General features: G+C 72.8%; 24 protein-coding genes. 4 read left to right on the top strand and 20 right to left on the bottom strand.

All coding sequences use genetic code 11. The features are described 5' to 3' along the window. The first annotated feature begins 48 nt into the window (after positions 1-48). Positions 49-2127, top strand: a complete 2079-nt coding sequence (locus tag GIS00_RS08930) for a DUF262 domain-containing protein (protein WP_154768110.1) — start codon at positions 49-51, stop codon at positions 2125-2127. Positions 2128-2582: 455 nt separating this feature from the next. On the opposite strand, the gene GIS00_RS08935 is transcribed toward GIS00_RS08930, so the two are convergent. The 4 genes from GIS00_RS08935 to infC form a co-directional block, all read right to left on the bottom strand. Continuing rightward, entirely contained in the window at positions 2583-3467 is an 885-nt protein-coding gene (locus GIS00_RS08935; RefSeq protein WP_322097744.1) for a TrmH family RNA methyltransferase, read from the bottom strand. Positions 3468-3598: 131 nt separating this feature from the next. Continuing rightward, positions 3599-3973 (bottom strand): 50S ribosomal protein L20, encoded by a 375-nt coding sequence (gene rplT, locus GIS00_RS08940; RefSeq protein ID WP_154768111.1) that lies wholly within the window; start codon positions 3971-3973, stop codon positions 3599-3601. 79 nt (positions 3974-4052) lie between these two features. Next, positions 4053-4247: a 50S ribosomal protein L35 gene (gene rpmI / locus GIS00_RS08945; RefSeq protein WP_154768112.1), complete on the bottom strand. Its 195-nt coding sequence runs from the start codon at positions 4245-4247 to the stop codon at positions 4053-4055. A 150-nt stretch (positions 4248-4397) separates the two neighbouring features. Then, complete coding sequence (gene infC, locus GIS00_RS08950) at positions 4398-4946, bottom strand: translation initiation factor IF-3 (RefSeq protein WP_407666825.1); 549 nt, start codon at positions 4944-4946, stop codon at positions 4398-4400. Positions 4947-5541: 595 nt separating this feature from the next. On the opposite strand from infC, the gene GIS00_RS08955 reads away from it, so the two are divergent. Both GIS00_RS08955 and GIS00_RS08960 read left to right on the top strand, forming a co-directional pair. Continuing rightward, positions 5542-6414, top strand: coding sequence for a hypothetical protein (locus tag GIS00_RS08955; RefSeq protein WP_154768113.1), 873 nt, complete (start codon positions 5542-5544; stop codon positions 6412-6414). Between the two features lie 13 nt (positions 6415-6427). After that, complete coding sequence (locus GIS00_RS08960) at positions 6428-6787, top strand: DUF1844 domain-containing protein (protein ID WP_322097745.1); 360 nt, start codon at positions 6428-6430, stop codon at positions 6785-6787. Between the two features lie 42 nt (positions 6788-6829). On the opposite strand, the gene GIS00_RS08965 is transcribed toward GIS00_RS08960, so the two are convergent. From GIS00_RS08965 to fmt, 10 genes are all read right to left on the bottom strand, one after another. Then, positions 6830-10030, bottom strand: coding sequence for a DEAD/DEAH box helicase (locus GIS00_RS08965; RefSeq protein ID WP_154768115.1), 3201 nt, complete (start codon positions 10028-10030; stop codon positions 6830-6832). After that, on the bottom strand, positions 10027-10755 hold the full coding sequence (locus tag GIS00_RS08970) for an LrgB family protein (RefSeq protein WP_322097746.1): 729 nt from the start codon (positions 10753-10755) through the stop codon (positions 10027-10029). Before GIS00_RS08970 ends, GIS00_RS08965 begins: the two co-directional genes overlap by 4 nt. Continuing rightward, positions 10752-11132: a CidA/LrgA family protein gene (locus GIS00_RS08975; RefSeq protein WP_322097747.1), complete on the bottom strand. Its 381-nt coding sequence runs from the start codon at positions 11130-11132 to the stop codon at positions 10752-10754. The genes GIS00_RS08970 and GIS00_RS08975 overlap by 4 nt, the downstream gene beginning before the upstream one ends. Then, positions 11129-11710, bottom strand: coding sequence for a PH domain-containing protein (locus tag GIS00_RS08980; protein WP_154768116.1), 582 nt, complete (start codon positions 11708-11710; stop codon positions 11129-11131). The genes GIS00_RS08975 and GIS00_RS08980 overlap by 4 nt, the downstream gene beginning before the upstream one ends. After that, on the bottom strand, positions 11707-12207 hold the full coding sequence (gene ribH, locus GIS00_RS08985) for a 6,7-dimethyl-8-ribityllumazine synthase (protein WP_154768117.1): 501 nt from the start codon (positions 12205-12207) through the stop codon (positions 11707-11709). The genes GIS00_RS08980 and ribH overlap by 4 nt, the downstream gene beginning before the upstream one ends. Positions 12208-12240: 33 nt before the next feature. Continuing rightward, entirely contained in the window at positions 12241-13530 is a 1290-nt protein-coding gene (locus GIS00_RS08990) for a bifunctional 3,4-dihydroxy-2-butanone-4-phosphate synthase/GTP cyclohydrolase II (RefSeq protein WP_154768118.1), read from the bottom strand. Next, positions 13530-14150 (bottom strand): riboflavin synthase, encoded by a 621-nt coding sequence (locus GIS00_RS08995; protein ID WP_154768119.1) that lies wholly within the window; start codon positions 14148-14150, stop codon positions 13530-13532. The genes GIS00_RS08990 and GIS00_RS08995 overlap by 1 nt, the downstream gene beginning before the upstream one ends. A 198-nt stretch (positions 14151-14348) precedes the next feature. Then, entirely contained in the window at positions 14349-15023 is a 675-nt protein-coding gene (rpe, locus tag GIS00_RS09000; RefSeq protein WP_322097748.1) for a ribulose-phosphate 3-epimerase, read from the bottom strand. Positions 15024-15101: 78 nt separating this feature from the next. Then, a complete protein-coding gene (locus tag GIS00_RS09005) occupies positions 15102-16529 on the bottom strand; it encodes an RsmB/NOP family class I SAM-dependent RNA methyltransferase (RefSeq protein ID WP_154768120.1) in 1428 nt (475 codons plus the stop codon). Next, complete coding sequence (gene fmt / locus GIS00_RS09010; protein ID WP_154768121.1) at positions 16526-17491, bottom strand: methionyl-tRNA formyltransferase; 966 nt, start codon at positions 17489-17491, stop codon at positions 16526-16528. The genes GIS00_RS09005 and fmt overlap by 4 nt, the downstream gene beginning before the upstream one ends. A 151-nt stretch (positions 17492-17642) precedes the next feature. Between fmt and GIS00_RS09015 the strand changes: the two genes are divergently transcribed. Further along, positions 17643-18257 carry a GNAT family N-acetyltransferase gene (locus tag GIS00_RS09015; RefSeq protein WP_154768122.1) on the top strand — a complete coding sequence of 205 codons (615 nt, stop codon included), beginning with the start codon at positions 17643-17645 and terminating at the stop codon, positions 18255-18257. A 646-nt stretch (positions 18258-18903) separates the two neighbouring features. On the opposite strand, the gene GIS00_RS09020 is transcribed toward GIS00_RS09015, so the two are convergent. The 6 genes from GIS00_RS09020 to mihF form a co-directional block, all read right to left on the bottom strand. Continuing rightward, positions 18904-21384 carry a primosomal protein N' gene (locus GIS00_RS09020; protein ID WP_196073196.1) on the bottom strand — a complete coding sequence of 827 codons (2481 nt, stop codon included), beginning with the start codon at positions 21382-21384 and terminating at the stop codon, positions 18904-18906. Between the two features lie 274 nt (positions 21385-21658). Further along, positions 21659-22867 (bottom strand): methionine adenosyltransferase, encoded by a 1209-nt coding sequence (gene metK / locus GIS00_RS09025; protein WP_322097749.1) that lies wholly within the window; start codon positions 22865-22867, stop codon positions 21659-21661. 205 nt (positions 22868-23072) lie between these two features. Beyond that, positions 23073-24329 carry a bifunctional phosphopantothenoylcysteine decarboxylase/phosphopantothenate--cysteine ligase CoaBC gene (coaBC, locus tag GIS00_RS09030; protein WP_322097750.1) on the bottom strand — a complete coding sequence of 419 codons (1257 nt, stop codon included), beginning with the start codon at positions 24327-24329 and terminating at the stop codon, positions 23073-23075. Between the two features lie 15 nt (positions 24330-24344). After that, positions 24345-24590, bottom strand: a complete 246-nt coding sequence (gene rpoZ, locus GIS00_RS09035; protein ID WP_154768327.1) for a DNA-directed RNA polymerase subunit omega — start codon at positions 24588-24590, stop codon at positions 24345-24347. 153 nt (positions 24591-24743) lie between these two features. After that, positions 24744-25376 carry a guanylate kinase gene (gmk, locus tag GIS00_RS09040; protein WP_154768123.1) on the bottom strand — a complete coding sequence of 211 codons (633 nt, stop codon included), beginning with the start codon at positions 25374-25376 and terminating at the stop codon, positions 24744-24746. A 39-nt stretch (positions 25377-25415) separates the two neighbouring features. Further along, entirely contained in the window at positions 25416-25730 is a 315-nt protein-coding gene (gene mihF, locus GIS00_RS09045) for an integration host factor, actinobacterial type (RefSeq protein ID WP_322097751.1), read from the bottom strand. Positions 25731-25856 lie beyond the last annotated feature (126 nt).

Here is a 25856-nt window from a genome sequence, read left to right on the forward strand (position 1 = left end):
GGGTGTCATGGCCCGGGCACCACCGACATCCGCCTAGGGTAGTTGCCGATGAGCGCCCAGATCAGCACCGGAACCGATGCCGCCGCCAACGTGGACGCACGAGCGGTCAACACCGTTGCGTGGCTCTCCGCGGCGGACACGTCGATCGTGGTCCCGGTCTACCAGCGCCAGTACCGGTGGGACATCGGCCGCTGCGAGCAATTGCTCACCGACGTCCGGGCCGTCGCGGACTTCGAGGACCGGCACACCCACTTCATCGGTTCGATCCTGTCGGCGGGGGCGGGTGCAGGTGAGGAGACGGGTGCGGGCGGGGAAACGGGGGCCGACCCGGCGGAACTGGTGCTGATCGACGGTCAGCAGCGGATCACCACGTTGATGCTGCTGGCCGCCGCCGTGCAGCACACCCTGCGGGCCGCCCACCCGGAGGTCGCCGCGGAGATCGACGGCCTCCTGGTCCGGCCCGGCACGGGTCGCACCAAGTTGCGGCCGCACCATGCCTGGGCCGAGGTGTTCGAGGACGTCGTGCTGGACAGGCGTGCGGCCGGTGACGGGACGGCGGACTCCCGGTTCGCGGACAACTACGCCTTCTTCCGGAGCCAGGTGTCCGCGGACGAGGCGCCGCGGATCTGGCGCGGGCTGTGCAAGCTCGAGCACGTCGCGATCAGTCTCGGCGCTGACGCCAATGCCCAGCAGATCTTCGAGAGCCTGAACTCGACCGGTGAGCCGCTGCGCGACGACGAGCTGATCCACAACTACGTGCTGATGGGGCTGTCGCACGCCGAGCAGAACCGGATCGAGGACACCTTCTGGGCGCCGATCGAGCGGGCGACCGGAGAGGCGATCGGCCGCTTCTGGCGGCACTACCTGGTGATGACCACCGGGCGAGAGGTGGTGGCGGCCGGCGAGCGCGGGGTCTACGACGCCTTCCACCAGCGCTTCCCGCGGCTGGACCGCGGCACCCTGCCGGACCTCGCCGCCGAGTGGGTCGGCTACGCCGAGGTCTACCAGGTGCTGCTCGGTCCGGAACTCGAACCGGACCCGCGGATCGCCCGACACCTGGCCCACCTCAACGTGTTCGGCCACGGCACGTACCCGCTGGTGATGCGCGCCTATCACGGCTACCGGACCGGGCTGGTGGACGCCGACACCCTGGTGACCGTGCTCACCGACATCCAGTCGCTGCTGCTGCGGCGGACGATCGTCGAGATCGGCACGGACCGACTGGTGGCCCGGCTGTGCCGCGCGGCCCTGGACGGCCCGGCGGCCCTGGTGGTGGCGATGGCCCGGATCACGCCATCCGACGAGCGGGTGCGGATCGCGCTGAAGTACCGGCCGCTGCCGCACCCGCGGTACGTGCTGAGCCGACTGGCCGGCGGCGAGGTGATCGGTGCGGCCGGCCCGCTCGACCTCGAGCACGTGTTCCCGCTCGCCCCGGCGGACACCTGGACCGGCGACGGGCGGCGGATCTGGGCCGACTACTCCGAGGACGAGCAGAACAGCCACCGGGCGCTCGCCGACACCCTCGGCAACCTCACCCTGCTGGAGCGCCCGCTCGCCGACCGGGCGCTGGAGCTGTCCTTCCCGGACAAGCGCGACTCCGTCTACCCGGGCAGCACCGTCCCGCTGACCTCCGCACTGGCCGGCGTGCCCGCCTGGGGCACCGCGGCGATCGCGGCCCGGACGGCGTCGTTGACCACGGAGCTGCTACGGATCTGGGCGCGGCCGGGCTCCGGCCCCATCGACGACGACGGGCTCACCCCGATCCTCGACGCGAAGCGTCGGCGGGGTTGGCCCCGGGGGTGGGAGCGTGAGTTCGACTACGTCGAGTACCGCGGGGAGCACTGGGAGGTGCACGACATCCGGTACCTGTTCAACCGGATCTTCAAGCGCCTGTGGGCCGACTCCCGCGGTGCCGTCGAGGATTTCGTCGCGCTGCGCGGCGGCCCGATCTTCGCCGAGCCGGCCTGGAACGGGCACTGGGACGAGATCGCCGACGGCCGCCACCTGTACATGGGGTGGGACTCCAAGTACATGCTCACCGCCGTGCAGGGTGTCCTCGAGCAGGCCGGTCACGCGCCCGACGTCTACGTGAAGTACTCCTACATCGGCGACGCGATGCAGCAGTGAGGACCCTGCGGCGTCCACGTGACTTTCGTGGCCCGGCTGCCGGGCAGGTCGACGTCCGTGACGCGGCCGGGGCTACGATCGGGGACCGAATCCCTTGCACAGCAGGGGAAGTGGTCCCGGATTCAGAGCGATCCGGCGACCCGCACCGTTCGGCCGCGACTGACACGCAGGAGTGGGTCCTCGATGCCGACAGGCGTTCCCGCTGGATCGTTCGACCGGACCACCCGCTCGGCCCGACCACGAATCGGGGACCGAAACCCTTGCACAGCAACGGAAAAGGTCCCGGATCCGGGGAGACGAGTGCCCGGGGACCGGCAGGCTGATCGGCGAACCTGGCACCCGCCCCGGCGAGAACCCTTGCGCGCGTAGGAAGTTGCCACCGTCGGGACGGGTGGGACAGGAGTCGCCGACTTCCTACGCGTTGACGATGATGATCCTCGCGCCGGGTGGGGGCGTCAGGGGGTGGGGCGGCGGCGGGCGGCGCGGGCGGCGGCGTAGAGGCAGACGGCGGCGGCGGTGGCGAGGTTGAGGGACTCGGCGCGGCCGTAGATCGGCACCGACACCACGGCATCGGCGGCGGTCATCACGGCCTCCGGCAGCCCGTGCGCCTCGGACCCGAACAGCCAGGCGGTCGGCAGTTCCAGCAGGCCCTGCTCCTCCACCTGGTCCAGGTCGAGATCGCCGGCACCGGAGGTCGCCATCACGGCCAGACCGGCGGACGACAGCTCGGCCATCAGCTGCGCGGTGTCCGGCACCCGGACGACGGGCAGGTGGAACAGGCTCCCGGTGGTGGCGCGGACGGCCTTAGGGTTGAACGGGTCCACCGCGTCCCCGGCGAAGACCACCGCGTCGCAGCCGGTGGCGTCGGCCAGCCGGACGATGGTGCCGGCGTTACCCGGATCTCCGGTCTCGACCAGCACCGCCAGCATCCGCGGCCCGGCGGCGAGGACGTCGGCCAGCGGGGTCTCGTGGATCCGGCACCGGGCGACCAGGCCCTGCGGGTGCACGGCGTCGGACAGCGCGGCCGCCGCCCGGTCGGTCACCTGGGTGACGGTCAGGCCGGCAGCGAACGCGGCACGCAGCAGGTCGCGGTTGCGGTTGCCGGCGGTCTCGGTGACGTAGACCTCGAGCACGGTCCCCGGCCGGTCGGCCTCGGCGGCGATCGCCTCACGGACGGCCTGCGCCCCGTCGGCGAGGAACTCACCGGTCTCGGTGCGCCGGCTGCGGCGGAGCAGCTTGTGCGCAGCGACGATCCGGCCGGCCTTCTCGGTGAGCACGGCGGCGGAGTCGGCGGAGCGGTCGCCGTCGCCCTCGACGGACGGGCTGGCGGGACGGTTCACGGGTACCTCCGGGCGTGCGCGGAACAGGAGGCGGCGGCGGTCGCCGGCTCCGGGAGACACCGACGCCCGGACCTGCCGAGGCGGGTCCGGGCGTCGGGTGGTGCTGGTCTCTGCGGGGCAGAGCCGATGGATCAGGCGGCGTCGGCCTCGGCGGGCAGCGCGGCCTTGGCGATCTCGACGAGCGCGGTGAACGCGGCGGCGTCACGCACGGCCAGGTCGGCGAGCACCTTGCGGTCCACCTCGACGCCGGCGACCTTGAGGCCCTGGACGAAGCGGTTGTAGGTCATGCCGTTCTGGCGGGCGGCGGCGTTGATACGCGCGATCCACAGCTTGCGGAAGTCGTTCTTGCGCTTGCGGCGGTCGTTGTAGGCGTAGTTGAGCGAGTGCAGCACCTGCTCCTTGGCCTTGCGGTACAGCCGGGAGCGCTGGCCGCGGTAGCCGGAGGCGTGCTCGAGGATCGTGCGGCGCTTCTTCTGGGCGTTCACTGCGCGCTTCACGCGGGCCATGACGACACCTGTCTTTCTGGTCTGGCACCGGTCCGGGCGTTCGTGCCCGGTCCGGCAGGGGGTGGAATGGGGGGTGTCGTCAGATGCCGAGCATGCGGCGGACGCGCGGGACGTCGACGGCGGCGATCTCCTTGGCGCCGTCCATCCGGCGGGTCTGCCGGCTGGACTTCTTCTCCAGGTTGTGCCGCTTGCCGGAGCCGGCGTGGGTGATCTTGCCGGAGCCGGTGACCTTGACCCGCTTGGAGATCCCGGAGTGGGTCTTGTTCTTGGGCATGTCGATGTCCTGTCGTGTTCGTCTGGAACTGGGTTCTTCGTGCCGGGTCGGCCACCGGCCGTTCACCTCGCGGGCCGGGTGGCCCACCGGTGACGGCACGGCGTTGCCGCCGCCCGTTCCCGGGCGGCGGCGGGAGCCGTACCCGGGTGCCTAGCTCGCGGCTGCTGCCGGAACCGGGCGGGTCTTGTTCGACTTGTGCGGGGCCAGGACCATGATCATGTTGCGGCCGTCCTGCTTGGGCGCGCTCTCGATGACGCCGAGCTCGGCGACATCCTGGGCGAGCCGCTGCAGCAGCCGGAACCCCAGCTCGGGGCGGGACTGCTCGCGTCCGCGGAACATGATGGTGACCTTGACCTTGTCCCCGGCCTGAAGGAAACGCACGACGTGACCCTTCTTGGTCTCGTAGTCGTGGTTGTCGATCTTCGGCCGGAGCTTCATCTCCTTGATGACCGTCAGGACCTGGTTGCGGCGTGCCTCACGGGCCTTCTGCGCGCTCTCGTACTTGAACTTGCCGTAGTCCATGAGCTTGCAGACCGGCGGCCGGGCGTCGGGCGCGACCTCGACGAGGTCGAGGTCGGCGTCCTGCGCCATGCGCAGCGCCTCGGTGACGGAGACGATGCCGATCTGCTCGCCCTCCGCTCCGACCAGGCGCACCTCGGGAACGCGGATCCTGTCGTTGATGCGTGGTTCGACGCTGATTGAGTCCTCCTGGGAACGATGACGTGGGATGCTGCCGACGATCGGTACCTCTCCGCGCCAACCGGACCCCGACGGTCCCCCGGAATGCGAAAGGTCCCGGATGCCTTTCAGGCACCACGGGACCCGACACGACCGGTCGCCACCACCCGGTGAAGGGCGGCGACGCACGCCGGGGATCTAGGAAGATCCCCGGACCGGAGACCCGTCCGCCGGTGGCGGTACGGGTGGGAGTCGGGCTCCACTTGGACGCCCCGGGGCCCGATCGTCTCGGTCCCGGAGCGAGGCCCGTGGCGAGTCCTGTCCGGGATTCGGTGGTCCGATCCGTCCGGGACGCAGCACACAGGCCGGTCGCAGGGAACAGTCTACACGGACATCGCCGCAGTTCCGACCGCTCCGGATCGGGCCGGGACCGGTGGGGCGCGCCGGCCGGCACCGGGCGAGCACCCGGTCGGCGGCCGGTCGGCGGCCGGTCGGCGGTCCGGCCCAGGGTCGCATCCGGGCGTCGACACCGACGCGGCGGAGATCACCGTGCTCCGCGTGCACCCGTCGGCGATCCGGGCTCCGCTCGCGGCGGGCTCGCGTAGAGAATGTACGCATGGTGACCGGTCTGCTGCTGGTGGTGCTGGCCTCGGTGCTCAGCGGCAGCGCATCGGTGATGGAGGCGCGGGGTGCGCACCGGGCCACCGCCGCCGGCCGACCGGGGGTGGCCGGCATGGCCCGGCAGCCGTTCTACGTGATCGGCCTGCTGATCGACCTGCTCGGGTTCCTGGCCGCGGCCGCGGCGATGCAGTACCTCCCGCTGTTCCTGGTGCAGGCCGGGGTGGCGACCAGTGTCGGCGTCAGCGCGGTGCTGGCCCGGATCCTCGGCACCCCCCTCGGCCGCCGGTCGGCCTGTGCGCTGGTGGCGATGCTGGTCGGGCTGGTGCTGATCTCGCTCGCCGCGCGGCCCGGCCAGGTGCCTCCGCTCTCGGTGTGGTGGAGCTGGGCGCCGCTGTTCTGGGCCGCGCCGACCGCCCTGCTGCTGGTGCTCGGGCTGCGGACGAAGGGCGCGCGGTCGGCCGTGCTGCTGGCCCTCGCCGCCGGTTCCGGATTCACCGCGGTGGCGGTCGCCGCCCGCACCCTGGCGATCCCGGCAGGCGGCTGGGCGGCACTGATCGACCCGGGTGTGCTGGCGGTCGCGATCAACGGGGTGCTGGCCACCGTCTCGTTCGCCGCCGCCCTGGAACGCGGGACGGTCACCATGGTGGCCTCCATCACCTACGCCACCGAAACGGTCCTGCCGTCCGCTGTCGGTCTGCTCTTCCTCGGCGACGCGGTCCGGTCCGGGCTGGCCGGCGTGGCCGCCGCCGGATTCGTGCTGGCCGTCGGCGGCGCGATGACGTTGGCCGGGTTCCGGCCCTCGGTGAAGCCGATCGTGCCTCCGGCCACTGCCGGGGCGCAGGCGGCGGGTTCGGCCGCTCCGGCATGACAAGCTGACCGGCGTGAGCCTTCCCCCGATCGATCCCGCCCGCGACACCCCGGCCCCGCGGAACGCGGCACCCGACCGGGATCTCGTGGACATCCCCGCGGTCGAGGTGATCAGCCGGGCCGCGGTGATGCTGATGTCGGCGGCCGCCGAGCAACTGGGGCTGGCCTCCGACGACCCGACCGACCCCGAGCATCGCGACCTGGACCAGGCCCGCCAACTGATCACCGCGCTGGCCGGGCTGCTCCGCGCGTCGCTGCCGGACCTCGGCCCGCACGCGGCGGCGTTCCGGGACGGGCTCGGCGCGCTGCAGAAGGCCTTCCGCGAGTACTCCCTGGTGCCCGACGAGCCGGGCCAGGGTCCGGGCGAGAGCTGAGGCCCGGCAGGTGCCGGGTCCGGGCGAGAACCCCGGCGCTGCTCAGTCCAGGAGGGCGCGGAGGTCCTCGGCGGTGAGGGCGGCGGACGCGGTGCCCTCACCGGACATCACGCTCTCCACCAGCGAGGCCTTGGCGGCCTTGAGCTGCATGACCTTCTCCTCGATGGTGTCCTTCGAGACGAGCCGGTAGACCATCACCGGCCGGGTCTGGCCGATCCGGTGCGCCCGGTCCACCGCCTGCGCCTCGGTCGCCGGGTTCCACCACGGGTCGGTGAGGATGCAGTAGTCGGCCTCGGCCAGGTTGAGCCCGACGCCGCCGGCCTTGAGGCTGATCAGGAAGACCGGCTGCTCCCCCGTCTTGAACCCCTGCACCACGCCGACCCGGTCGCGGGTGGCGCCGTCCAGGTAGGAGTACTCGATGCCGGCCGCCTCCAGCCGCTCCCGGATCCGGCCGAGGAAGCGGGTGAACTGACTGAACACCAGCACCCGGTGGCCCTCCTGGGCGATCTCGCCGAGCAGGTCCATCAGCTCGTTCAGCTTCGTCGACGGGACGTCGGCCTCCGGGTCGACCAGGAAGGGATCGATCGCCAGCTGCCGCAGCACCGTCAGCGAGCGCAGGATCTCGAACCGGTTCGTGTCCACGTCCTCGATCAGCCGCAGCACCTTCTGCCGCTCCCGGTTGAGGTGCTTCTGGTAGAGCCGGCGGTGCGCCGGTTCGAGTTCCAGCTCCAGCACCTGCTCCTGCTTGGGCGGGAGGTCCTTGGCGACGAGATCCTTGGTGCGGCGCAGCATCAGCGGTTCGATGCGGCGGCGGAGCCGGGCCAGCGCATCGTTGTCGCCGCCGCGTTCGATGGGCGTGCGGTAGCCCTCGGTGAACCGGGTCGGGTTGCCCAGCAGCCCGGGGGCGACGACGGAGAACAGCGACCAGAGTTCCATCAGGTTGTTCTCCACCGGGGTGCCGGTGATGGCCAGCTTGATGGGGGCGGGCAGCCGCTTGCAGCAGCCGAACGCCTTCGACTGGTGGTTCTTGATCGCCTGCGCCTCGTCCAGCACCAGCCCGGCGACGCCGATCTCCGCGTACTGCTCGTACTCGAGCCGGAACAGCGTGTACGAGGTGATCACGATGTCCGCGCCGGCGGCGGCGCCGGCCAGGTCGTACCCGCGGCGGGCCGAGGTCTCGGTCACCACCAGGGTTCTCAGCTCCGGCGCGAACTTCTTCGCCTCCGACTGCCAGTTGCCGACCACGCTGGTCGGCGCCACCACCAGCCACGGGCCGTCGGCCGTCGTGGCATCCCGGTCCGGATCGGTGCGGGCCGCCAGGATCATCGCCAGCGTCTGCACCGTCTTGCCCAGACCCATGTCGTCGGCGAGGATCCCGCCCAGCCGGTGCCGGCGCAGCAGGTCCAGCCAGCGGAACCCGTCGAGCTGGTAGGGCCGCAGGGTGGCCGCCAGACCGGTGGGCACCTCGGCGGGATCCAGGTCGGCGTCGGTGATCTCGCGCATCCGGGCGGACCACTCCCGCGACTGCGCGTCCACCACGCCGAGCTCCTCGAGCTCGGCGAACCAGGACACCTGGAACCGGCTGACCCGCACCCCGGTGGTGCCGCGCTCCTGCAGCCCGCGGGCCTCCTCGATCAGCGACCGCAGCCGCTGCAACTCCGGCCGGTCCAGCGTGGTCCAGCTGCCGTCCGGCAGGATCAGCACCTCCTCGCCGGCGGCCAGCGCCCGGAAGAGCTGGTCGAACGGCACGGCGGTGCCGTCCAGGGTGACGGTCACGGCCAGGTCGAACCAGTCGGTGGCATCTCCGGCCGGCGCCAGCCCGATCTCGATGTCCGGGCCGTCCACCACCTCGCGGTAGTCGGCCAGGTCACCGGTGACCTCGACCCGGACGTGCTCGATCGCGGCCAGCGCCGGCAGCACCTCGCTGACCAGTCGCACGGTGGCGAGACCGTTGCCCTCGGCGTCGTTCTCGGACCATCCCGCGGCCGCCAGCACCGGCCGGACCGCGGCCAGCACCTCGGCCTCGGTGACCGGATCGCGCAGCACGGCGCGGTTCTGCTCGTGCAGCGGCACCCGCTGCACCCCGGATCCCTTGCGGTAGGCCCAGTGCCACTCGGTGTGCACCCGGTGCGGACCGGAGGTGCGGACCACCAGCACCAGGTCCGGCGGGGTCACGGTGGCCAGTTCGCGGGCCCTGCCGGTGGTCCGGACGCCCGCCCCGGCGAGGCCGGGAAGGTAGCGCTCGACGAACATCTCGTGGTCGCCGGCGGGAATGCGCAGCAGCCCGTCCTCCACCAGCCGGGTCCAGGTGCGGTCGGCCCGCTCGGCCAGCCGGACCAGTACCAGACCGCCGTCCGGCCCGTGGGTGACCGCGCCCTGCGCCGGCGCGCCGATCGGCACCAGGTCGTTCTCCAGCACCCCGTCGGCGGTCGGCAGCACCGCGACCAGCTCGACATCCTTGCCGGCGCCGCGGAGTTCGACCTGGGCGACCGGGCGGTCGGGGGCGACCGTGACCGGGAGGTTCGGCTTGCGCGCACCGATCAGCGCGACGCCCACCTGCTGCGCCCGCTCGAGCACGTCCCAGAGTGCCGGCGAGTCGACGTGGCGCAGGTCGACCGTGTCGGTGCTGCCGTACGACTGCGCGCCCAGGCCGCAGACCAGGGCCAGATCACCGACCACGTCGAGATGATCGGGCAGGTAGTCGGCGGCGGCCGAGGAGGTGCGCAGGCTGCCCCAGCGTGATCCGAGCTGGACCCAGCCGCGTTTGCCGGGCCGGAGCGGTCGCACCTCCACGTGCGGCGGCACCCGGTAGCCGGAGAACCGGCCCTGCTGCGCGCCGACCAGCTCGAACCCGATCGCCAACGGCTTGTGCTCCACGCTGATCAACGCCGGCACCAGGCCCTGCATCCGGCGTTCCCACTCGGGGGTCCGGCGCACCTCGGGCAGGCCGAACGCCCCGGTGGGCACCGGGTTGGCCGCGGTGAGCAGCAGGGCGACGGCGTGCTTGCAGTCCAGGCCCATCGGGCAGGAGCACCGGCCGTAGAAGTCGTTGTAGGAACCGTTGCCGGTCACCGAGTACTCGACGCTGGTCCGGTAGATGCGGCCGCCGCTGCCCCGGACCTGGCCGGCGACGGTGCCCTCGCTCTCCTCCAGCACCCGGGCCATACCGGACCGCGTGTACTCGACACCGCGCCGGTAGGTGGCCATCTCGACCAGGGCGGCGAGTTCGGGATGTGTGTTCACCGGCCGAGCAACCCCGCGGAGTCGGCCAGTGGCACCACCACCGGCAGCAGTGCCGTCGTGAGCAGTGCGGACAGCACCATGCCGGCCCCGGACCAGCCGCCGGCCTTCTCGCTCTCGGCCAGGATCGCGGCGGTGCCGATGCCGTGCGCCGCCACCCCGACGGCGAGCCCGCGGGCCCGCTCGTCCCGGATCCGGGCGAGCCGCAGCAGGGACGGCCCGGCCACGGCACCGATGATGCCGGTGACGATGGAGAACACGGCGGCCAGCGGGGCGGTGCCGCCGATCTCGGCCGAGACACCCAGCGCCACCGGTGTCGTCACCGACTTGGTGAGCATCGAGAGCAGCAGGTCCTTGTCCACCCCGAACAACCGGAGCACGCCCCAGGTGGTCAGCAGCGCGGTCAGGCAGCCGGCGACGACGGCAACCAGCACCGGGACCGCGGCGTCCCGGAGGCCGCGGGCGGCGACCACCAGCGGCACCGCCAGCGCGACGGTCGCGGGGCCGAGCAGCAGCGAGATCGGTTGCACCGAGGTCAGGTAGTCGGCGTAGTCGATGCCCAGCAGCTCCAGCACCCCGGCGACGATCACGATGGTCACGAACACCGGTGTCAGCAAAGGGTTCCGACCGAGCCGGCGGTGCAGTCCGACGGCACCCCAGTAGGTGCCGGCGGTCAGGCCGACACCGAAGACCGGGTTCTGCACGATGGCCGTGCCGAGCACGCTCACGCGCGGGCCCGCCGACGCAGCAGGGAGTTGAGCAGCAGCGCGGTGACCAGCAGGGTGGCCGCGGCGGAGATCAGCAGCGCGGCGGCCAGCGCGCCGATGTGCGCCCACAACACCGGCAGGTAGGCGATCACACCGACACCGGCCGGGACGAACAGCAGCGGCAGCAGCACCAGCAGGCCGTCGGCGCTGGGCTGCAGCCGTTCCCGCCGCCACTGCCGCCCCTTCGGCCCGATCACCAGTGCGAGCGCGAGCAGCACCAGACCCACCACCGGGCCCGGCAGCGGGAGGTGCGTCACGGCCACCAGCACCCCGCCGGCGATCTGGAAGACCACCAGCACCACCAGGGATCCGATCACCGCGATCGGGCCGCGGTTCACCTGCCGGGGCGGGAGTCGCGCTGCTGCGCGCCCTGGGCAGCCTTGATCCGGTCGATCTTCTCGAGCCGGCCGAGCGGGCGGGAGGACTCCGCGGCGAACAGTGCCTCGTCCCGGGCCGGCGGGGCCGGCGGCGGACCCGCGAACCGCTCGCGCAGCTCCCGGGCGGCCTGCAGGGCCGTGACGGCCCGCTGCCGGTCCATCGCCTGGATCGCCATCACGGCGTGCACCTCGTCGTCGGGCAGCTGCAGCTGTGCCCAGTTCGCACCCTCGGGGAACGCGATGCGGTGGGCCAGCTCCCACTCGAAGAACCGCTCCCCCAGCACGTTCCGCACCCACAGGCCCTGTTCGGTGACCTGCAGCCGGGGCCGGGCCATCAGCAGGATGCCGGCACCGATCAGCACACCGAGCCCGACCAGCGCGATCTGGTCGGCGACCCGGAAACTGATCCCGGCCTCGGAGTTCCGCAGCGCGATACCGACGATCACCATCGCGATCACCACCACCGCGGCGGAGATGCTCGCGTAGATCGTCATGCGGCGCGGCCGCACCGTCAGCAGGACCCCCTGGTGCCGGCTCATCGGGCGAATCCCATGGCCGTCGCCGGGGCGCGCAGCTGCCGGAGCACCAGCGCCGTCCGCAGCGCGGCGGCCGCGGTCTCGCCGCCCTTGTCCTCGAGGGATCCGGGGACGCCGCTGCGCTCGACCGCCTGCTCGTGGGTGTTGCAGGTGAGCACGCCGTTGCCGACCGGGGTCCCGGCGTCCAGCGACACCCGGGTCAGGCCCTGGGTCACCGAGTCGCAGACGTAGTCGAAGTGCGGGGTGGCGCCACGGATCACCGCGCCGAGGGCGATGACCGCCTCGTTGTCGGCGGCGAGTTGCTGTGCCACTACGGGGATCTCGACGCAGCCCGGGACCCGGACGACGGTCGGGGTGGCGGTGCCCGCCTGCCGGCAGACGTCCAGCGCCCGCTCCAGCATCAGGTCGGTGAGGTCGGCGTTCCAACTGGCCGCGACGACGCCCACCCGCATCCCGGCGGCGGCCGGGATCTCCAGCGGCGGTCGCCCGTCGCCGCTCATCGGTCGGTCCCCGGTGTTTCCGGTGCGGGTCGGTCAGGCATGGCCGGCTCCGTTCAGCTGGTTCAGGTCGAGGTCGGTGAACTCGTGGCCCATCCGGTCCCGCTTGGTGGTCAGGTACTTCAGGTTCTCCGGATTCACCGATGCCGGCAACGGCACCCGGCCGACGATGTGCAGCCCGTAGCCCTCCAGCCCGGCCCGCTTCTGCGGGTTGTTGGTGAGCAGCCGCATCGAGGTGATGCCGAGGTCGGCGAGCACCTGGGCCCCGGTGCCGTACTCCCGGGCATCGGCGGGCAGGCCGAGCATCAGGTTGGCGTCGACCGTGTCGGCGCCGGAGTCCTGCAGTTCGTAGGCGCGGAGCTTCTCCAGCAGGCCGATCCCCCTACCCTCGTGCCCCCGGATGTAGAGCACGACGCCGCGGCCCTCGGCGACCACCGCGTCCAGCGCGGCGTGCAGCTGCGGGCCGCAGTCGCAGCGCAGCGAGCCGAGCACGTCGCCGGTCAGGCACTCGGAGTGCACCCGCACCAGCACGTCCGACCCGTCACCCAGGTCGCCGTGCACCAGGGCGATCAGCTCCCGGCCGGTCACCGTGGAGAGGTAGCCGACGGCGCGGAACTCGCCCTGCGGCAGCGGCAGCCGGGCATCGGCGACCTTGCGGATCTGCACCTCCTTGGCCCTGCGGTAGGCCACCAGGTCGGCGATGGAGATCAGTGCCAGGTCGTGGTCGTCGGCGAAGACCCGGAGCTCGTCGGTGCGGGCCATGCCCAGCGGGTCCTTCTCGCTGACGATCTCGCAGAGCACGGCGGCCGGGGACAGCCCGGCCAGCTCGGTGAGGTCGACGGCGGCCTCGGTGTGGCCGGGACGGACCAGCACCCCGCCGGCCCGGGCCCGCAGCGGCACGACGTGACCCGGTCGGGAGAAGTCGGCGGCGGTGGAGGTCGGGTCGGCGAGCAACCGGATGGTGTGCGCGCGGTCGGCGGCCGAGATGCCGGTCTGGATGCCCGACCGGGCGTCGACGGTGACCGTGTAGGCAGTGCCGCGCGGGTCCTGGTTGACCCGGGACATCGGCGGCAGGTCGAGCCGGTCGGCCTCGTCCTCGGTGATCGGCACGCAGACGTAGCCGGAGGTGTAGCGGACCATGAACGCGATGAGCTCCGGCGTGGCCAGCTCCGCGGCGAAGATCAGGTCGCCCTCGTTCTCCCGGTCCTCGTCGTCGACGACCACGATCGGCCGGCCGGCCGCGATCTCCGCGACGGCGAACTCGATGGTGTCGAAGCCGTTGTCCTGCCGGACCCTGGTGCGCTGCTGCTGCTTGCTCTCGGTCATCACGCCTCCCGCGACCTGAACGTCAGCAGCCGCTCGACATATTTCGCCATGACGTCCGCCTCGATGTTCACCGTGGTCCCGACCTGCGCGACGCCGAGGGTGGTGGCGGACCGGGTCTCCGGGATGATGCCCAGGGTGAACTCGGCGCCCGACGGGGTGTCCTGCACGTCGATCACGGTCAGCGAGATGCCGTCGACGGCGACGGCACCCTTGCCGGCGATGTACGGGGCGAGTTCGTTGCCGACCGCGATCCGGAACTCGTCGTAACCGGGGTGCGGAGTGCGGGCGACGACGGTGCCGACCCCGTCCACGTGGCCCTGGACGACATGGCCGCCCATCCGGCCCTCCGGGGTCATCGACCGCTCCAGGTTGACCTCGCGGCCCGGCGCCCAGTCGCGGGCGGTGGTCCGGACCAGCGTCTCGGACATGACATCCGCGGTGAAGGTGTCGGCGGTGGACGCGACGACGGTGAGACAGACCCCGGAGACCGCGATGGAGTCGCCGTGGTGCACGTCGCCGGTGACCTTCGGCCCGCGCACGGTCACCCGCGCGTCCGCGCCGTCGGCGGCCAGATCCAGCGCGACGACCTCGCCGCGCTCCTCCACGATCCCGGTGAACATGGTCCCGCCTTCTGCATCTCGGCCGGCCACCGGAGCGAACGCCGGCCGCTCGGCGCCGGTCTACGACCGGTCACCGGCCGCGTGCCCACGTCGGCCGGTCGGTCCATTGTCCTCTGTGCCGGATGGCGGCGCGTCACCGGTGGCGTCGGGTCCGCCCGCTCATGCCGATCCCGACCCTGTGACCTGCGGTGACCCCGATCAGTCGGATTCCGGTGTGACCGCCGTCTCGGCCAGTCGGCGGAGTTCGGCGACGGCGTGCGCCCGATCGGCACTCCCGTAGACGGCGGATCCGGCCACGAAGCAGTCCGCGCCGGCCTCGGCGGCCTCGGCGATGGTGTCCGGTGCGATGCCGCCGTCGACCTGCACCACCAGCCGCAGGTGGCCGGTCTGCACCATGCGGCGGGCCCGGCGCACCTTGTCCATCATCTCCGGCATGAACGACTGCCCGCCGAACCCGGGCTCCACCGTCATCACCAGCAAGGTGTCGTAGTGCGGGAGCACGTCGATCCAGTCGTCGAGATCGGTGCCCGGCTTGAGCGACAGCCCGGCCTTCGCCCCGGCGGCCCGCAGGTCGACGGCGGTGGTGATCGGGTCGCGCACGGCCTCGGCGTGCACGGTGACGTTGTACGCGCCGGCCTCGGCGTAGCCGATCGCCCAGCGGTCCGGGTCCTCGATCATCAGGTGGCAGTCCAGCGGGATGTCGGTGGCGGCGCGCAGCGACTGCACCACCGGCAGGCCCAGGGTCAGGTTCGGCACGAAGTGGTTGTCCATCACGTCCACGTGCAGCCAGTCGGCGCCACGCACCGACGCCGCCTCGTCGGCGAGCCGGGCGAAGTCGGCGGACAGGATGCTGGGGGCGATGAGGAACGACACGCGGCCAGACTAGTGGTGCGGCGGCCGGTGCTCGGTGACGGCGGAGCAGGGGTGCTCGCGCGCGACGGAGCAGCGCGCTCAGGCGCGGCGCAGCAGTGCCAGGAACATCGCGTCGGTGCCGTGCCGGTGCGGCCAGAGCTGCACCGTCGGCCCGTCGCCGAGCTGCGGTACCCCTGGCAGCAATGGGCGGGCGTCGATCAGCTCGAGATCCCTTGGCCGGCGCCCGATCACGCCCTCGGTCTCGGACAGGTGCGGCGAGCAGGTCACATACGCCACGATCCCGCCGGGCCGCACCATCCGGGCCGCGGAGTCGAGCAGTTCGCGCTGCAGCCGGACCAGGCCGGCCACGTCGCCGCGGTCGCGGCGCCAGCGGGCCTCCGGCCGACGGCGGAGCGCCCCCAGCCCGGTGCACGGGGCGTCCAGCAGCACCCGGTCGTACTCCCCCTCGGGCAGTCCCGGGTCGCGGCCGTCGGCGGTGTGCACCCGCACCGGCAGGCCACGCACGGTGCGCCGGACGAGATCCGCACGGTGGGGCGTGATCTCGACCGCATCCAGCTCGCCACCACGCTCGGCCAGCAGGGCGCCGAGAAGGGCGGCCTTGCCACCGGGACCGGCCGCCAGGTCCATCCAGCGCTCGTCCCGGCCGTCCAGCGGGGCGGTCGCCGCGGCCACCGCCATCAGCTGGGACCCCTCGTCCTGCACCGCCGCCCGGCCGTCCCGGACCGCCTCGATGCGCCCGGGATCGCCCTGCGGGAGGTAAACCCCGTACGGCGACCAGCGCGCCGGGGTGCCGTCCACCTCCGCGGCCAGCTCGTCGCGGTCGATGCCGCCCGGCCGGGCCACCAGGTGCACGCCGGCGGGCCTGTCATCGGCGGCCAGCGCGGGTTCGAGATCATTTGCGTCGCCGAGGGAGTCGGCCAGTGCGGTGGTGATCCAGCGCGGGTGCGCGGTGGCCAGGGACAGGTATCCGATGAGGTCCTCGTCCCGGGCCGGAGCCAGCCGCTCGACCCAGCCCGCAAGGTCGGCGGCACCCACCTTGCGCAGTACGGCGTTGGTGAAACCCGCTGCCCCGGGCCGGCTCCCGGCCCGCACCAGGTCGACGGTGACCGAGACTGCCGCGTGCGACGGGATCCTGGTGTGCAGCAGCTGGTAAGCACCGAGGCGCAGGGCGTCCAGCACCGGACCGTCCAGGTCGGCGAGCTCCCGGTCGGAGCAGGCCTGCAGCACCGCGTCCAGCTGGCCGAGCATCCGGCAGCTGCCGTAGGCGAGCTCGGTGGCCAGCGCCGCGTCCCGGCCGCTGAGCCGGGCCTCGGCCAGCAGTCCGGGCAGCGTCAGGTTGGCATAGGCGGACCGTTCGCGGACGGCGGCGAGCAGGTCGAGTGCCACCTGCCGGGACGGGTCCACCTCCGGCGGGCGGGTCGTCGACGGACGGCGCGGCGGCCCGGTCGGGCCCTTGCGTCCGGTGTGCTTCGGTCCGCGGTCGGGGCGGTGGCGGGGGCCGGTCATCCGGTGGCCTCCTCGACGGTTGCGGTGGTGGCGCCGAGCAGGGTGCCGCTTTCCGGGCGGCGCCCGCGGGCCCAGTCCGCCGCCGGCATCGGGCGGCTGCCCGGCGCCTTCAGCTCGCCGAGCCGGACCGGACCGGAGGCGGTGCCGACCAGCAGCCGGTTGCGCTGCACCAGCAGTTCTCCGGCCGCCAGCCGCGGCAGCCCGTCCTCCTGGACGGCTGTCACCGGCCCGAGTTGGAGCGGGCCCCACGGCGAGTCGGTCCAGGCGCCGGGCTCCGGGGTGACCGAGCGGATCAGCCGATCGACAGCGAGAGCCGGTGCGGCCCAGTCGATCCTGGCCTGGTCGCGGTCGATCTTGCCGGCCGTCGACACACCGTCGGCCGGTTGCGGGACCGGGTGCAGGCTGCCGTCGGCGATGCCGTCGATAGTCGCCACCAGCAGGGCGGCACCGGAGACGGAGAGTCGCTGCAGCAGGGCACCGGAGGTGTCGTCGGGCCGGACCTGCTCGGTGATCGTGCCGAAGACGGGTCCGGTGTCCATGCCCTCCTCCAGCAGGAAGGTGCTGGCGCCGGTGATCTCGTCGCCGGCGCGCACCGCCGCCTGGACCGGGGCGGCACCGCGCCAGGCCGGCAGCAGCGAGAAGTGCAGGTTGACCCAGCCGTGAGTCGGGACGTCGAGCACCGGCCGGGGCAGGATCTTCCCGTAGGCGACCACGGCGGCGACGTCCGGTCGCAGCGCCTGCAGCTCTGCCAGGAACTCCGGGGTGCGCACCGAGACCGGTTGGAGCAGCGGGACTCCGGCCTCCGCGGCGAGAGCGGCGACCGGGGAGGGCAGCAACTTGCGGCCCCGTCCGGTCGGCGCGTCGGGTCGGCTGATCACCGCTGCGACCTCGTGCGGAGAGGACAGCAGCGCCTGCAGGGACGGAACGGCGGCAGCGGGCGTGCCGGCGAAGACGATGCGCAGTGTGATGCCTCCTGACGGTGTGCCGGAGCAGTCTATGTCCCGGGCGGGGGCGGGCCGGCCCGTCGGCGTACGCCATCATGGTCCGGCAGCACCCTGCCCGACACCACTGCCCGACCCTGCACTGCTCGCCCACCGAACCCGGAGGTACTCCATGACCGCACTGGCACCCGACGGACGACCGCTCGTGGGACGGTTCGTGCGCCTGGACCGCGCGGTGCTCTCCGACGCCGGGCCGCTCTTCCGGGCCCTGGACGACGAGCGGGTCTACGCCGGCAACTACGCGGGCGGACCCGCCGGCCGGCCGCGCTCGGTCGACGCGATGGCCGCGAGCCTGGGCGCCGCGCTCTCCACGCCCGGCCGCACGCCGTACACGGTGCGCCTGGTGCAGGACTCGGCCGCCGGCTCGGCCGGCGACGTCGTCGGCACCAGCAGCCTGTTCGACCTGTTCCTGGTGGACGAGCGACTGCACCTCGGCTGGACCGCGTACGCGCCGGCCGCCTGGGGTTCGCAGGTCAACCCGGAGTGCAAGCTGCTGCTGCTGGGCCACGCCTTCGACGACTGCGGGTTCGGCCGGGTCAAGATCCAGACCGACGCCGTGAACACCCGCTCGCAGGAGGCGATCGAGCGCCTGGGCGCCGTCCGCGAGGGCGTCCTGCGCCGCCACAAGAAGCGCGCCGACGGCACTTTCCGCGACACGGTCGTCTACTCGATCCTCAAGGACGAATGGCCGGCCGTGCAGGCGGGCCTGCAGGAGCGCCTGGGCTGAACATTGCGAGCTGGCGCTCGCGGGTCGCTGCGAGCTGGCGCTCGCGGGTCGCCCGTCTTGTAGGGGATCGGCGACCATCTTTCGTGTTGGCCTGGCGACCCACCGTGTCTCGCTGGCTGGCCGTGAATAGGGGACCGTTTACCTCGGTGGCCGATGGTTTCGGTCCCAGATGTGGCTTTGTCGACCGGCTGCCATGTCCGGTCGCTCGTCGGGATCGTGCGGTCGAGCATCGCAGCCGGAGAGAGGCACGAACGAAGGGCGAGAAGCGCAGAACGCGCGATCCCATCACAGACGAGCGACCCGCGAGCGCCAGCTCGCCATGTCCGGAGGCGAGAAGCGCAGAACGCGGGATCCCTTCCAGGACCGAAGACCCGCGGCCGCCAGGCCGCCATGTCCGGTCTGAGGTCCGGGATCGTGCGGTCGAGCATCGCAGCCGTCGCGAGGCACGAGCAAAGGCGAGAAGCGCAGAACGCGGGATCCCTCTGAGGACCGAAGACCCGCGGCCGCCAGGCCGCCATGTCCGGTCTGAGGTCCGGGATCGTGCGGTTGAGCATCGCAGCCGTCGCGAGGCACGAGCAGAGGCGAGAAGCGCAGAACGCGGGATCCCTCTAAGGGCCGAAGACCCGCGAGCCCCGGCTCGCCGTGTTCAGAAGAGGGCGTCGGGGTCGATCTGGACGCGGACGGTGGCGGTGCCCTTGCGGGCGGAGCGCAGGGCGGTCAGTCGGGTGAGGTCGGCGGCGACGGCTTTGCGGTCGCGCTGGGGTGAGCGGATCAGCGCGCGGACACGACCGGCCGATTCCGGGCCGGGCATCCCGCCGCCGACGGCGGAGGGCAGGTCCTCGACGGGCACCGGACCGAGCACCTCGGCGGTGTCCGGCAGCCGCAGCTCGGTGAGCGCCTCGGCCACGGCGGCGTCCTCACCCTCCAGCGCGGCCATCGCCGCCGCGGGCGGGAACCCGAGTTCGCGACGGGCGGCGAGCTCGGCCGCGGCATGACCGGCCGGGTCCCAGCGGATCAGCGCCTGCACGGTCGGCAACGAACTGTCGGCGCCGACGACCACCCGGCCACCGTCCCGCGCGGGGCGGACCAGTGCGGCGGCGATCATCCACCGGCGCAGCGCCTCCTCGGCGGCGCGCAGGTCGGGACGGATCAGCAACGTCGAGCCGTCCAGCAGCAGCGCGGCCCCGTACCCGCCGTCAGCGACAGGTTCCGCGCCTGGTGTGGCAACCACCAACTGCGGCGAGGCCGGGACGTCGCTGCGGATGGTGTCGCCGGCCGAGGTCAGCGCGGGCACGTTCGGGAAGGCCCGGCCCAGTTCCTCCGCGGTCCGTCGGGTGCCGACCACCGTCGAGCGCAGCGCGGTGGAACCACAGGCGCCGCAGACGAAGTGGGCCTCGGCGATGCCGCACCAGCGGCAGGCGGGCGGTTGGTCCGGGCCCCGCAGGGCGAGCGGACCGTGGCAGTGCCGGCAACGCGCCGGGCGACGGCACCGGGCGCAGCCGAGCGACGGCAGGTAGCCGCGGCGGGGTACCTGGACCAGGACCGGCGCACCGGACTCCAGCGCGGTGCGGGCCGCCTGGAACGCAGCGGGCGAGATGCGGGCGCGGGCAGCGGCCGAGTCGGCGCCGCGGGCGAACTCGTCGCCGGCCGCCTCGATCCGCGGCGCCCGGGTCCGGACAGTGGCCCGGTCGGCGACGATCTCCCGCGCCCAGCCACTCTCCACCAGCAGGGCTGCTTCAGCGGTGCGGGCGAAACCGCCGACCAGCAAAGCACTCCCGGTCTGCGCGGAGCGCAGCATCAGCACCTCGCGCGCGTGCGGGTACGGCGCCCGCGGCTCGGCGTGGTGGTCGTCGCCGTCGTCGATGATCACCGCCAACCCGAGGTCGGCCACCGGCGCGAAGGCCGCGGCCCGGGTGCCCGCCACGACCTTCACCTCGCCGCGGCGGATCTGCACGAAGCGCCGGTAGCGGGTCTCCGGGCCCAGGTCGGCAGTGAGGGTGACATGGGAACGCGCGGGCAGCACCGCGGTCAGCGCCGCATCCACCCGGGCCAGCTCGCCGACATCGGGCAGCACCAGCACCGTGCCACGACCGGCTGCGAGCGCCGCGGCGGCGGCTTCGGCGAGCCGGGTCGGCCAGTCCTCCCCCGGCAGCATCTGCCACACGGCCCGCGCCGTCCGGCCGGTGCGCAGCGCCGTCAGGAATGCCGGTCCTGCCGGGTATCGGTCCCAGCCCGGCGTCTGCTCCCGCTGAATCGGTCCGTCGGGAACCCTGTCCGGTTCGGCAGTGGCGACCGGATCGTCAGCAACTTCGTCCTGGGCGGGGGCGCTGTGCGTGGTGGACCCTCCGCCGGTGGCAGCGCCCTCGTCGTCCGTGACCGCGGCCTCATCGGCGGCCGCTCCTCCGTCAGGAGTGCTGCCGGTGTCGGAGGTGCCGCCCTCGTCGCCACCTTCACGCTTGTCCGGTCCGGCGTTCCCGTCGGCACCGGTGCTGTCGTCGGCACCAGTACGGCGGTCCGGACCGGTGCTGTCGTCGGAACCGATGCTGTCGTCGGGACCAGGGCTCCCGTCGGCACCGGTGCTGCGGTCCGCACCGGTGCTGTCGGCCGCTGCCCGCTCCGAGGCGCCCAGCGCGCTCTTCTCGCCCCTGGCATGCCGCGGCGGGACAGCGAGCCGGATCACGTCCGCCAGGGTGCCGGCGTAGCGGTCGGCGACGGTGCGGGCCAGCACGGCGATCTCGGGCGCCAGCGCAGGTTCGGCGGAGACCACCTTCTGCAGCAGGCCGAGCTTGCCGGTGTGCTCGGTGGACTCCTTGCGCGCCAACACGAATCCGTCGATCAGCCGACCGGCGAAACGGACGCGCACCCGGACCCCGGGCTGCGCCTCGGCCGACAGGTTCTCCGGGACCAGGTAGTCGAACAGCCGGTCCAGGTGCGGCAGTGAGACGTCGACCGCGACCACGGCGACGGGCAACTCCGTGCTCACCGGGGAGGCGCCGGCGGTGGACGTCGACCTGCGGGGTGATGTGCGGGCGGCCCGCCGGTCCTGCTCCCGCGCGGGCGGGGCCACAGGTTCGGGAGTCTCGAGTCCCGGCAGCGCGGCTGCGTGCGCCGACACGGAAGGACCCATGACGTCGTGGATACCAGACAGCGCCGTCAGCCCCGGAATCCTCCTGGTCCGGCTGTGCACAACTCCCCCACCGACCCGCGAGGACCCAGGTCCTCGACGCGTGCGAAGTTGTCGTGTTTGGGACTGATGTGATGGGAGTCAACACTTTTCCACGCGTCGTCGATCTTGATCCTCGCGCGGGCGGGGGCTGGGGGCGGGTGGAGACGCAGCAGCGCCCGGTCCCGCGGGTGCGGGGCCGGGCGCTGTGCCTGGAGCCGGTGTGCAGCAGGGCGGGTCAGAGACCGAGGACGGCCTTCAGTCCGTCGACGCGGTCCAGCTTCTCCCACGGGAGCTCGATGTCGGTGCGGCCGAAGTGGCCGTACGCGGCGGTCGGGGCGTAGATCGGGCGCTTGAGGTCCAGGTCGCGGATGATCGCGCCCGGCCGCAGGTCGAAGACCTGCTTGATGGCGTCGGAGATCTTGTCCGGGTCGATCTGCTCGGTGCCGAAGGTCTCGACGAACAGGCCGACCGGGGCGACGTGGCCGATCGCGTAGGCGACCTGCACCTCGATGCGCTCGGCCAGGCCGGCGGCCACCGCGTTCTTGGCGACCCACCGCATCGCGTAGGCGGCGGAGCGATCGACCTTGGACGGGTCCTTGCCGGAGAAGGCGCCGCCGCCGTGGCGGGCCATGCCGCCGTAGGTGTCGACGATGATCTTGCGGCCGGTCAGGCCGGCGTCGCCCATCGGACCACCGATGACGAAGCGCCCGGTCGGGTTGACCAGCAGCTTGTAGCCGTCGGTGATGATGTCCAGGCCGGCGATCTCCGGCTCCACGACCTGCTCGCGGATGTCCACGGTCAGCAGGTTGACCAGGTCGACGTCCTCGGCGTGCTGGCTGGACAGCACCACGGTGTCCAGCCGGACGGCCTTGTCGCCGACGTACTCGATGGTGACCTGGGTCTTGCCGTCGGGGCGCAGGTAGGGCACCGCGCCGCTCTTGCGGACCTCGGTCAGCTTGCGGGAGAGCCGGTGCGCCAGCGCGATCGGCAGCGGCATCAGCTCCGGGGTGTCCGAGCAGGCGTAGCCGAACATCAGGCCCTGGTCGCCGGCGCCCTGGGAGGCCACGGCGTCCTCGGCGGCATCCGCGGCCGACTCGCCGGTCCGGGTCTCGTAGCCGACGTCGACGCCCTGGGCGATGTCCGGCGACTGCGCACCGATCGCGACGTTGACACCGCAGGAGGCACCGTCGAAGCCCTTGGCCGAGGAGTCGTAGCCGATCTCCAGGACCTTCTCGCGGACGATCTTCGGGATGTCGGCGTAGGCGGAGGTGGTGACCTCGCCCGCGACGTGCACCTGACCGGTGGTGACCAGGGTCTCGACCGCGACCCGGCTGGACGGGTCCTGGCGCAGCAGCTCGTCGAGGATCGAGTCGCTGATCGCGTCACAGATCTTGTCGGGGTGCCCCTCGGTCACGGACTCGGAGGTGAAGAGGCGAGACGTCACGTCGGCGTGCTCCTGTAGGCGTTCGGCCGGGTGCAGGCCCGGCGCGGCTCTGGGTGTGTTGCGGGTGGTGCCCGGGTGGATCAGCTGGTGATCACCCGCAGGTCCGGCCGCTGATCGGAGCCGGTCCCGACGCACGACTTTATCGGTCCGTGACCTCGCACCCAAACCGGGCGCGCGGGTGGGAGCGGGCCCGGAACAGGACCGATCAAGGCAAGAGCGGGGTGACGGCGTCCCAGATCCGGGCGGCGAGGGCGTGCTTGCCGGTCAGTGCCACCTCGACGGCCGAGCCGTCGGCACCCAGCAGCACGGCCTCGTTGTCCTCGGTGCCGAAGGCGCGGCCGGCGTCGACCGGGTTGACGACCAGCAGGTCGCAGCCCTTGCGGGCGAGCTTGGCCCGGCCGTGCTCGAGCACGGTGCCGTCGGCGTCCCCGGTCTCCGCGGCGAACCCGACGATCACCGGGTTCCGCGCGCCGGCCCGGTCCCGGACGAGGCCGGCCAGGATGTCCGGGTTGGTGGTGAGCGCGATCGGGTCCGGGGTGGTGCCCGGGGTCTTCTTGATCTTGTCGCCGCGCACGTCGACCGGCCGGAAGTCGGCGACCGCGGCGGCCATCACGACCACGTCCGACCCCGGCAGGTGGAACTGCACGGCCGCCTGCAGTTCGCGGGCGTCGCCGACCGGCACGACGTCCACGGCCGGCGGTGTCGGCAGCGAGGTGTTCGCGGCGACCAGGGTGACGGCCGCGCCACGGGCCGCGGCCACCAGGGCCAGTGCGAAACCCTGCTTCCCGGACGACCGATTACCCAGGTAGCGGACCGGGTCCAACGGCTCGCGGGTGCCCCCGGCAGTGATCAGCACCCGGCGGCCGGCCAGGTCCTGCGGCAGGGCGTCCGGCCGTTGCAGCAGCAGCTCCGCCAGCGCGGCGATGTGCTCGGGATCGGGCAGCCGGCCGGGGCCGGAGTCGGCGCCGGTAAGCCGGCCGACCGCCGGGTCCAGCACCACGGTGCCGCGCCGGCGCAAGGTCGCCACGTTGTCGACGGTGGCCGGGTGGGTCCACATCTCGGTGTGCATGGCCGGGGCCATCAGCACCGGAGCCCGGGTGACCAGCAAGGTCGCGGTGAGCAGGTCGTCGGCCCGGCCGGTGGCGGCCCGGGCCATCAGGTCGGCGGTCGCCGGGGCGATGACCACCAGGTCGGTGTGCTGCCCGGTGTGCACGTGCTGCACCGCCGGGATCTCGGTCCACACGTCGGTGGCCACCGGTCGCCCGGACAGTGCCTCGAAGGTCGCGGCGCCGACGAACTCCAGCGCGGCCGGGGTCGGCACGACGGTCACCTCGGCGCCACCGGAGCGCAGCCGCCGGATCAGCTCGGCGGCCTTGTAGGCAGCGATGCCGCCCCCCACCCCGACGACGACGCGCGGAGCGCCGACATCCCGGGTCACGGGAGCGGCCGCGGGTTCAGCCACAGCAGGACCCTCGGGTCACTCGCCTTCGGTGTGCTCGAGCATGCCGGCGTTGATCTCGCGCAGCGCGATCGACAGCGGCTTCTCCTTGGGCAGCGGCTCGACGAGCGGGCCCACGTACTCCAGCAGGCCCTCGCCGAGCTGTGCGTAGTAGTCGTTGATCTGCCGGGCGCGCTTCGCCGCGTAGATCGACAGGCCGTACTTCGAGCTGGTGCGGGAGAGCAGCTCGTCGATCGGCGGGTAGGTGATGCCCAGGGTCGCCATCTGCGACGGGCTCGGGGTGGCACCGGAGGTCGGGACTGCCTGGGACACTGGACTCCTCGGATCGCTGCCCCGCCCGCGAGGGTGGAGCGCTGGTGGTTTCTCGCCGGATCGCGTTCGTCGTCCCACCGATGTCCGGAGGAACGGTCGAGCGGTTCAGGCCGTGCTGGTGATGCTGCCCGGACGCGGGCCGACCATCAATCCTACCAAGCCATCGGTGGCGGCCCCGATGTCCGTGTTGACGACGGTGTGGTCGAACTCGGTCTCGGCGGCCAGTTCGTCACGGGCGGCGGCCAGCCGGGCGGCGATCACCGGCTCCGGCTCGGTGCCGCGGCCGATCAGCCGGCGGGCCAGTTCGTCGAACGACGGCGGGGCCAGGAAGACCAGCACCGCCTCGCCGCCGAGCGCCGAGGACCGCACCTGCCGGGCGCCCTGGACGTCGATCTCCAGCAGCACGTCCTGGCCGGCGGCCAGCCGCTGCTCGACCGCGTCCCGCGGGGTGCCGTACCGGTTCCCGGCGAACTCGGCCCACTCGAGCATCCGGCCGTCCTCGACCAGCCCGGTGAACTCCTCGCCGTCGACGAAGAAGTACTGGACGCCGTGCTCCTCGCCCGGCCGTGGTCCGCGGGTGGTCGCCGAGACCGAGTACCAGAGCTCCGGTAGCGCGGCCCGCAGATGGCCGAGCACGGTGCTCTTGCCGACCCCGGACGGGCCGGAGAGCACGAAGAGCCGGCCACGCCGGACGGACTCCTGGGCGGTGCCGTCGGCACCGGGTGGGACGTCCGTCATCCGACGTGACCGGCTCGGGGTTCGTGCACCAGCTGAGTGTCAGTCGCCGAACTCGGTCAGCAGGGCCTGGCGCTGACGCTCGCCGAGACCACGCACGCGGCGGCTCGGGGCGATCTCGAACTGCTCCATCAGGGCGGCCGCACGGACCTTGCCGACACCCGGCAGGGACTCGAGCAGGGCGGACACCTTCAGCTTGGCCAGGGCCTCGTCGCTCTCGGCGTCGGTGAGCACCTGCGCGAGGGTGGTGCCGCCGCGCTTGAGGCGCTCCTTCAGCTCGGCGCGGACCCGGCGGGCCGCGGCGGCCTTCTCCAGGGCTGCGGCGCGCTGCTCGTCGGTCAACTGGGGCAGAGCCACGTGATCCTCACTTCTGTTGTTCGGTACTTCGGTCGAATCTCCTCCGGCGCCGGCGGGGTGCCGGAGCGGAGCGGGAGCCGGCCCGCGGGGGTCGGTGCGGGACGCAGGACGGGCTGCGACCGTACT

The organism is Nakamurella alba (assembly GCF_009707545.1).
Lineage (GTDB): Bacteria > Actinomycetota > Actinomycetes > Mycobacteriales > Nakamurellaceae > Nakamurella > Nakamurella alba.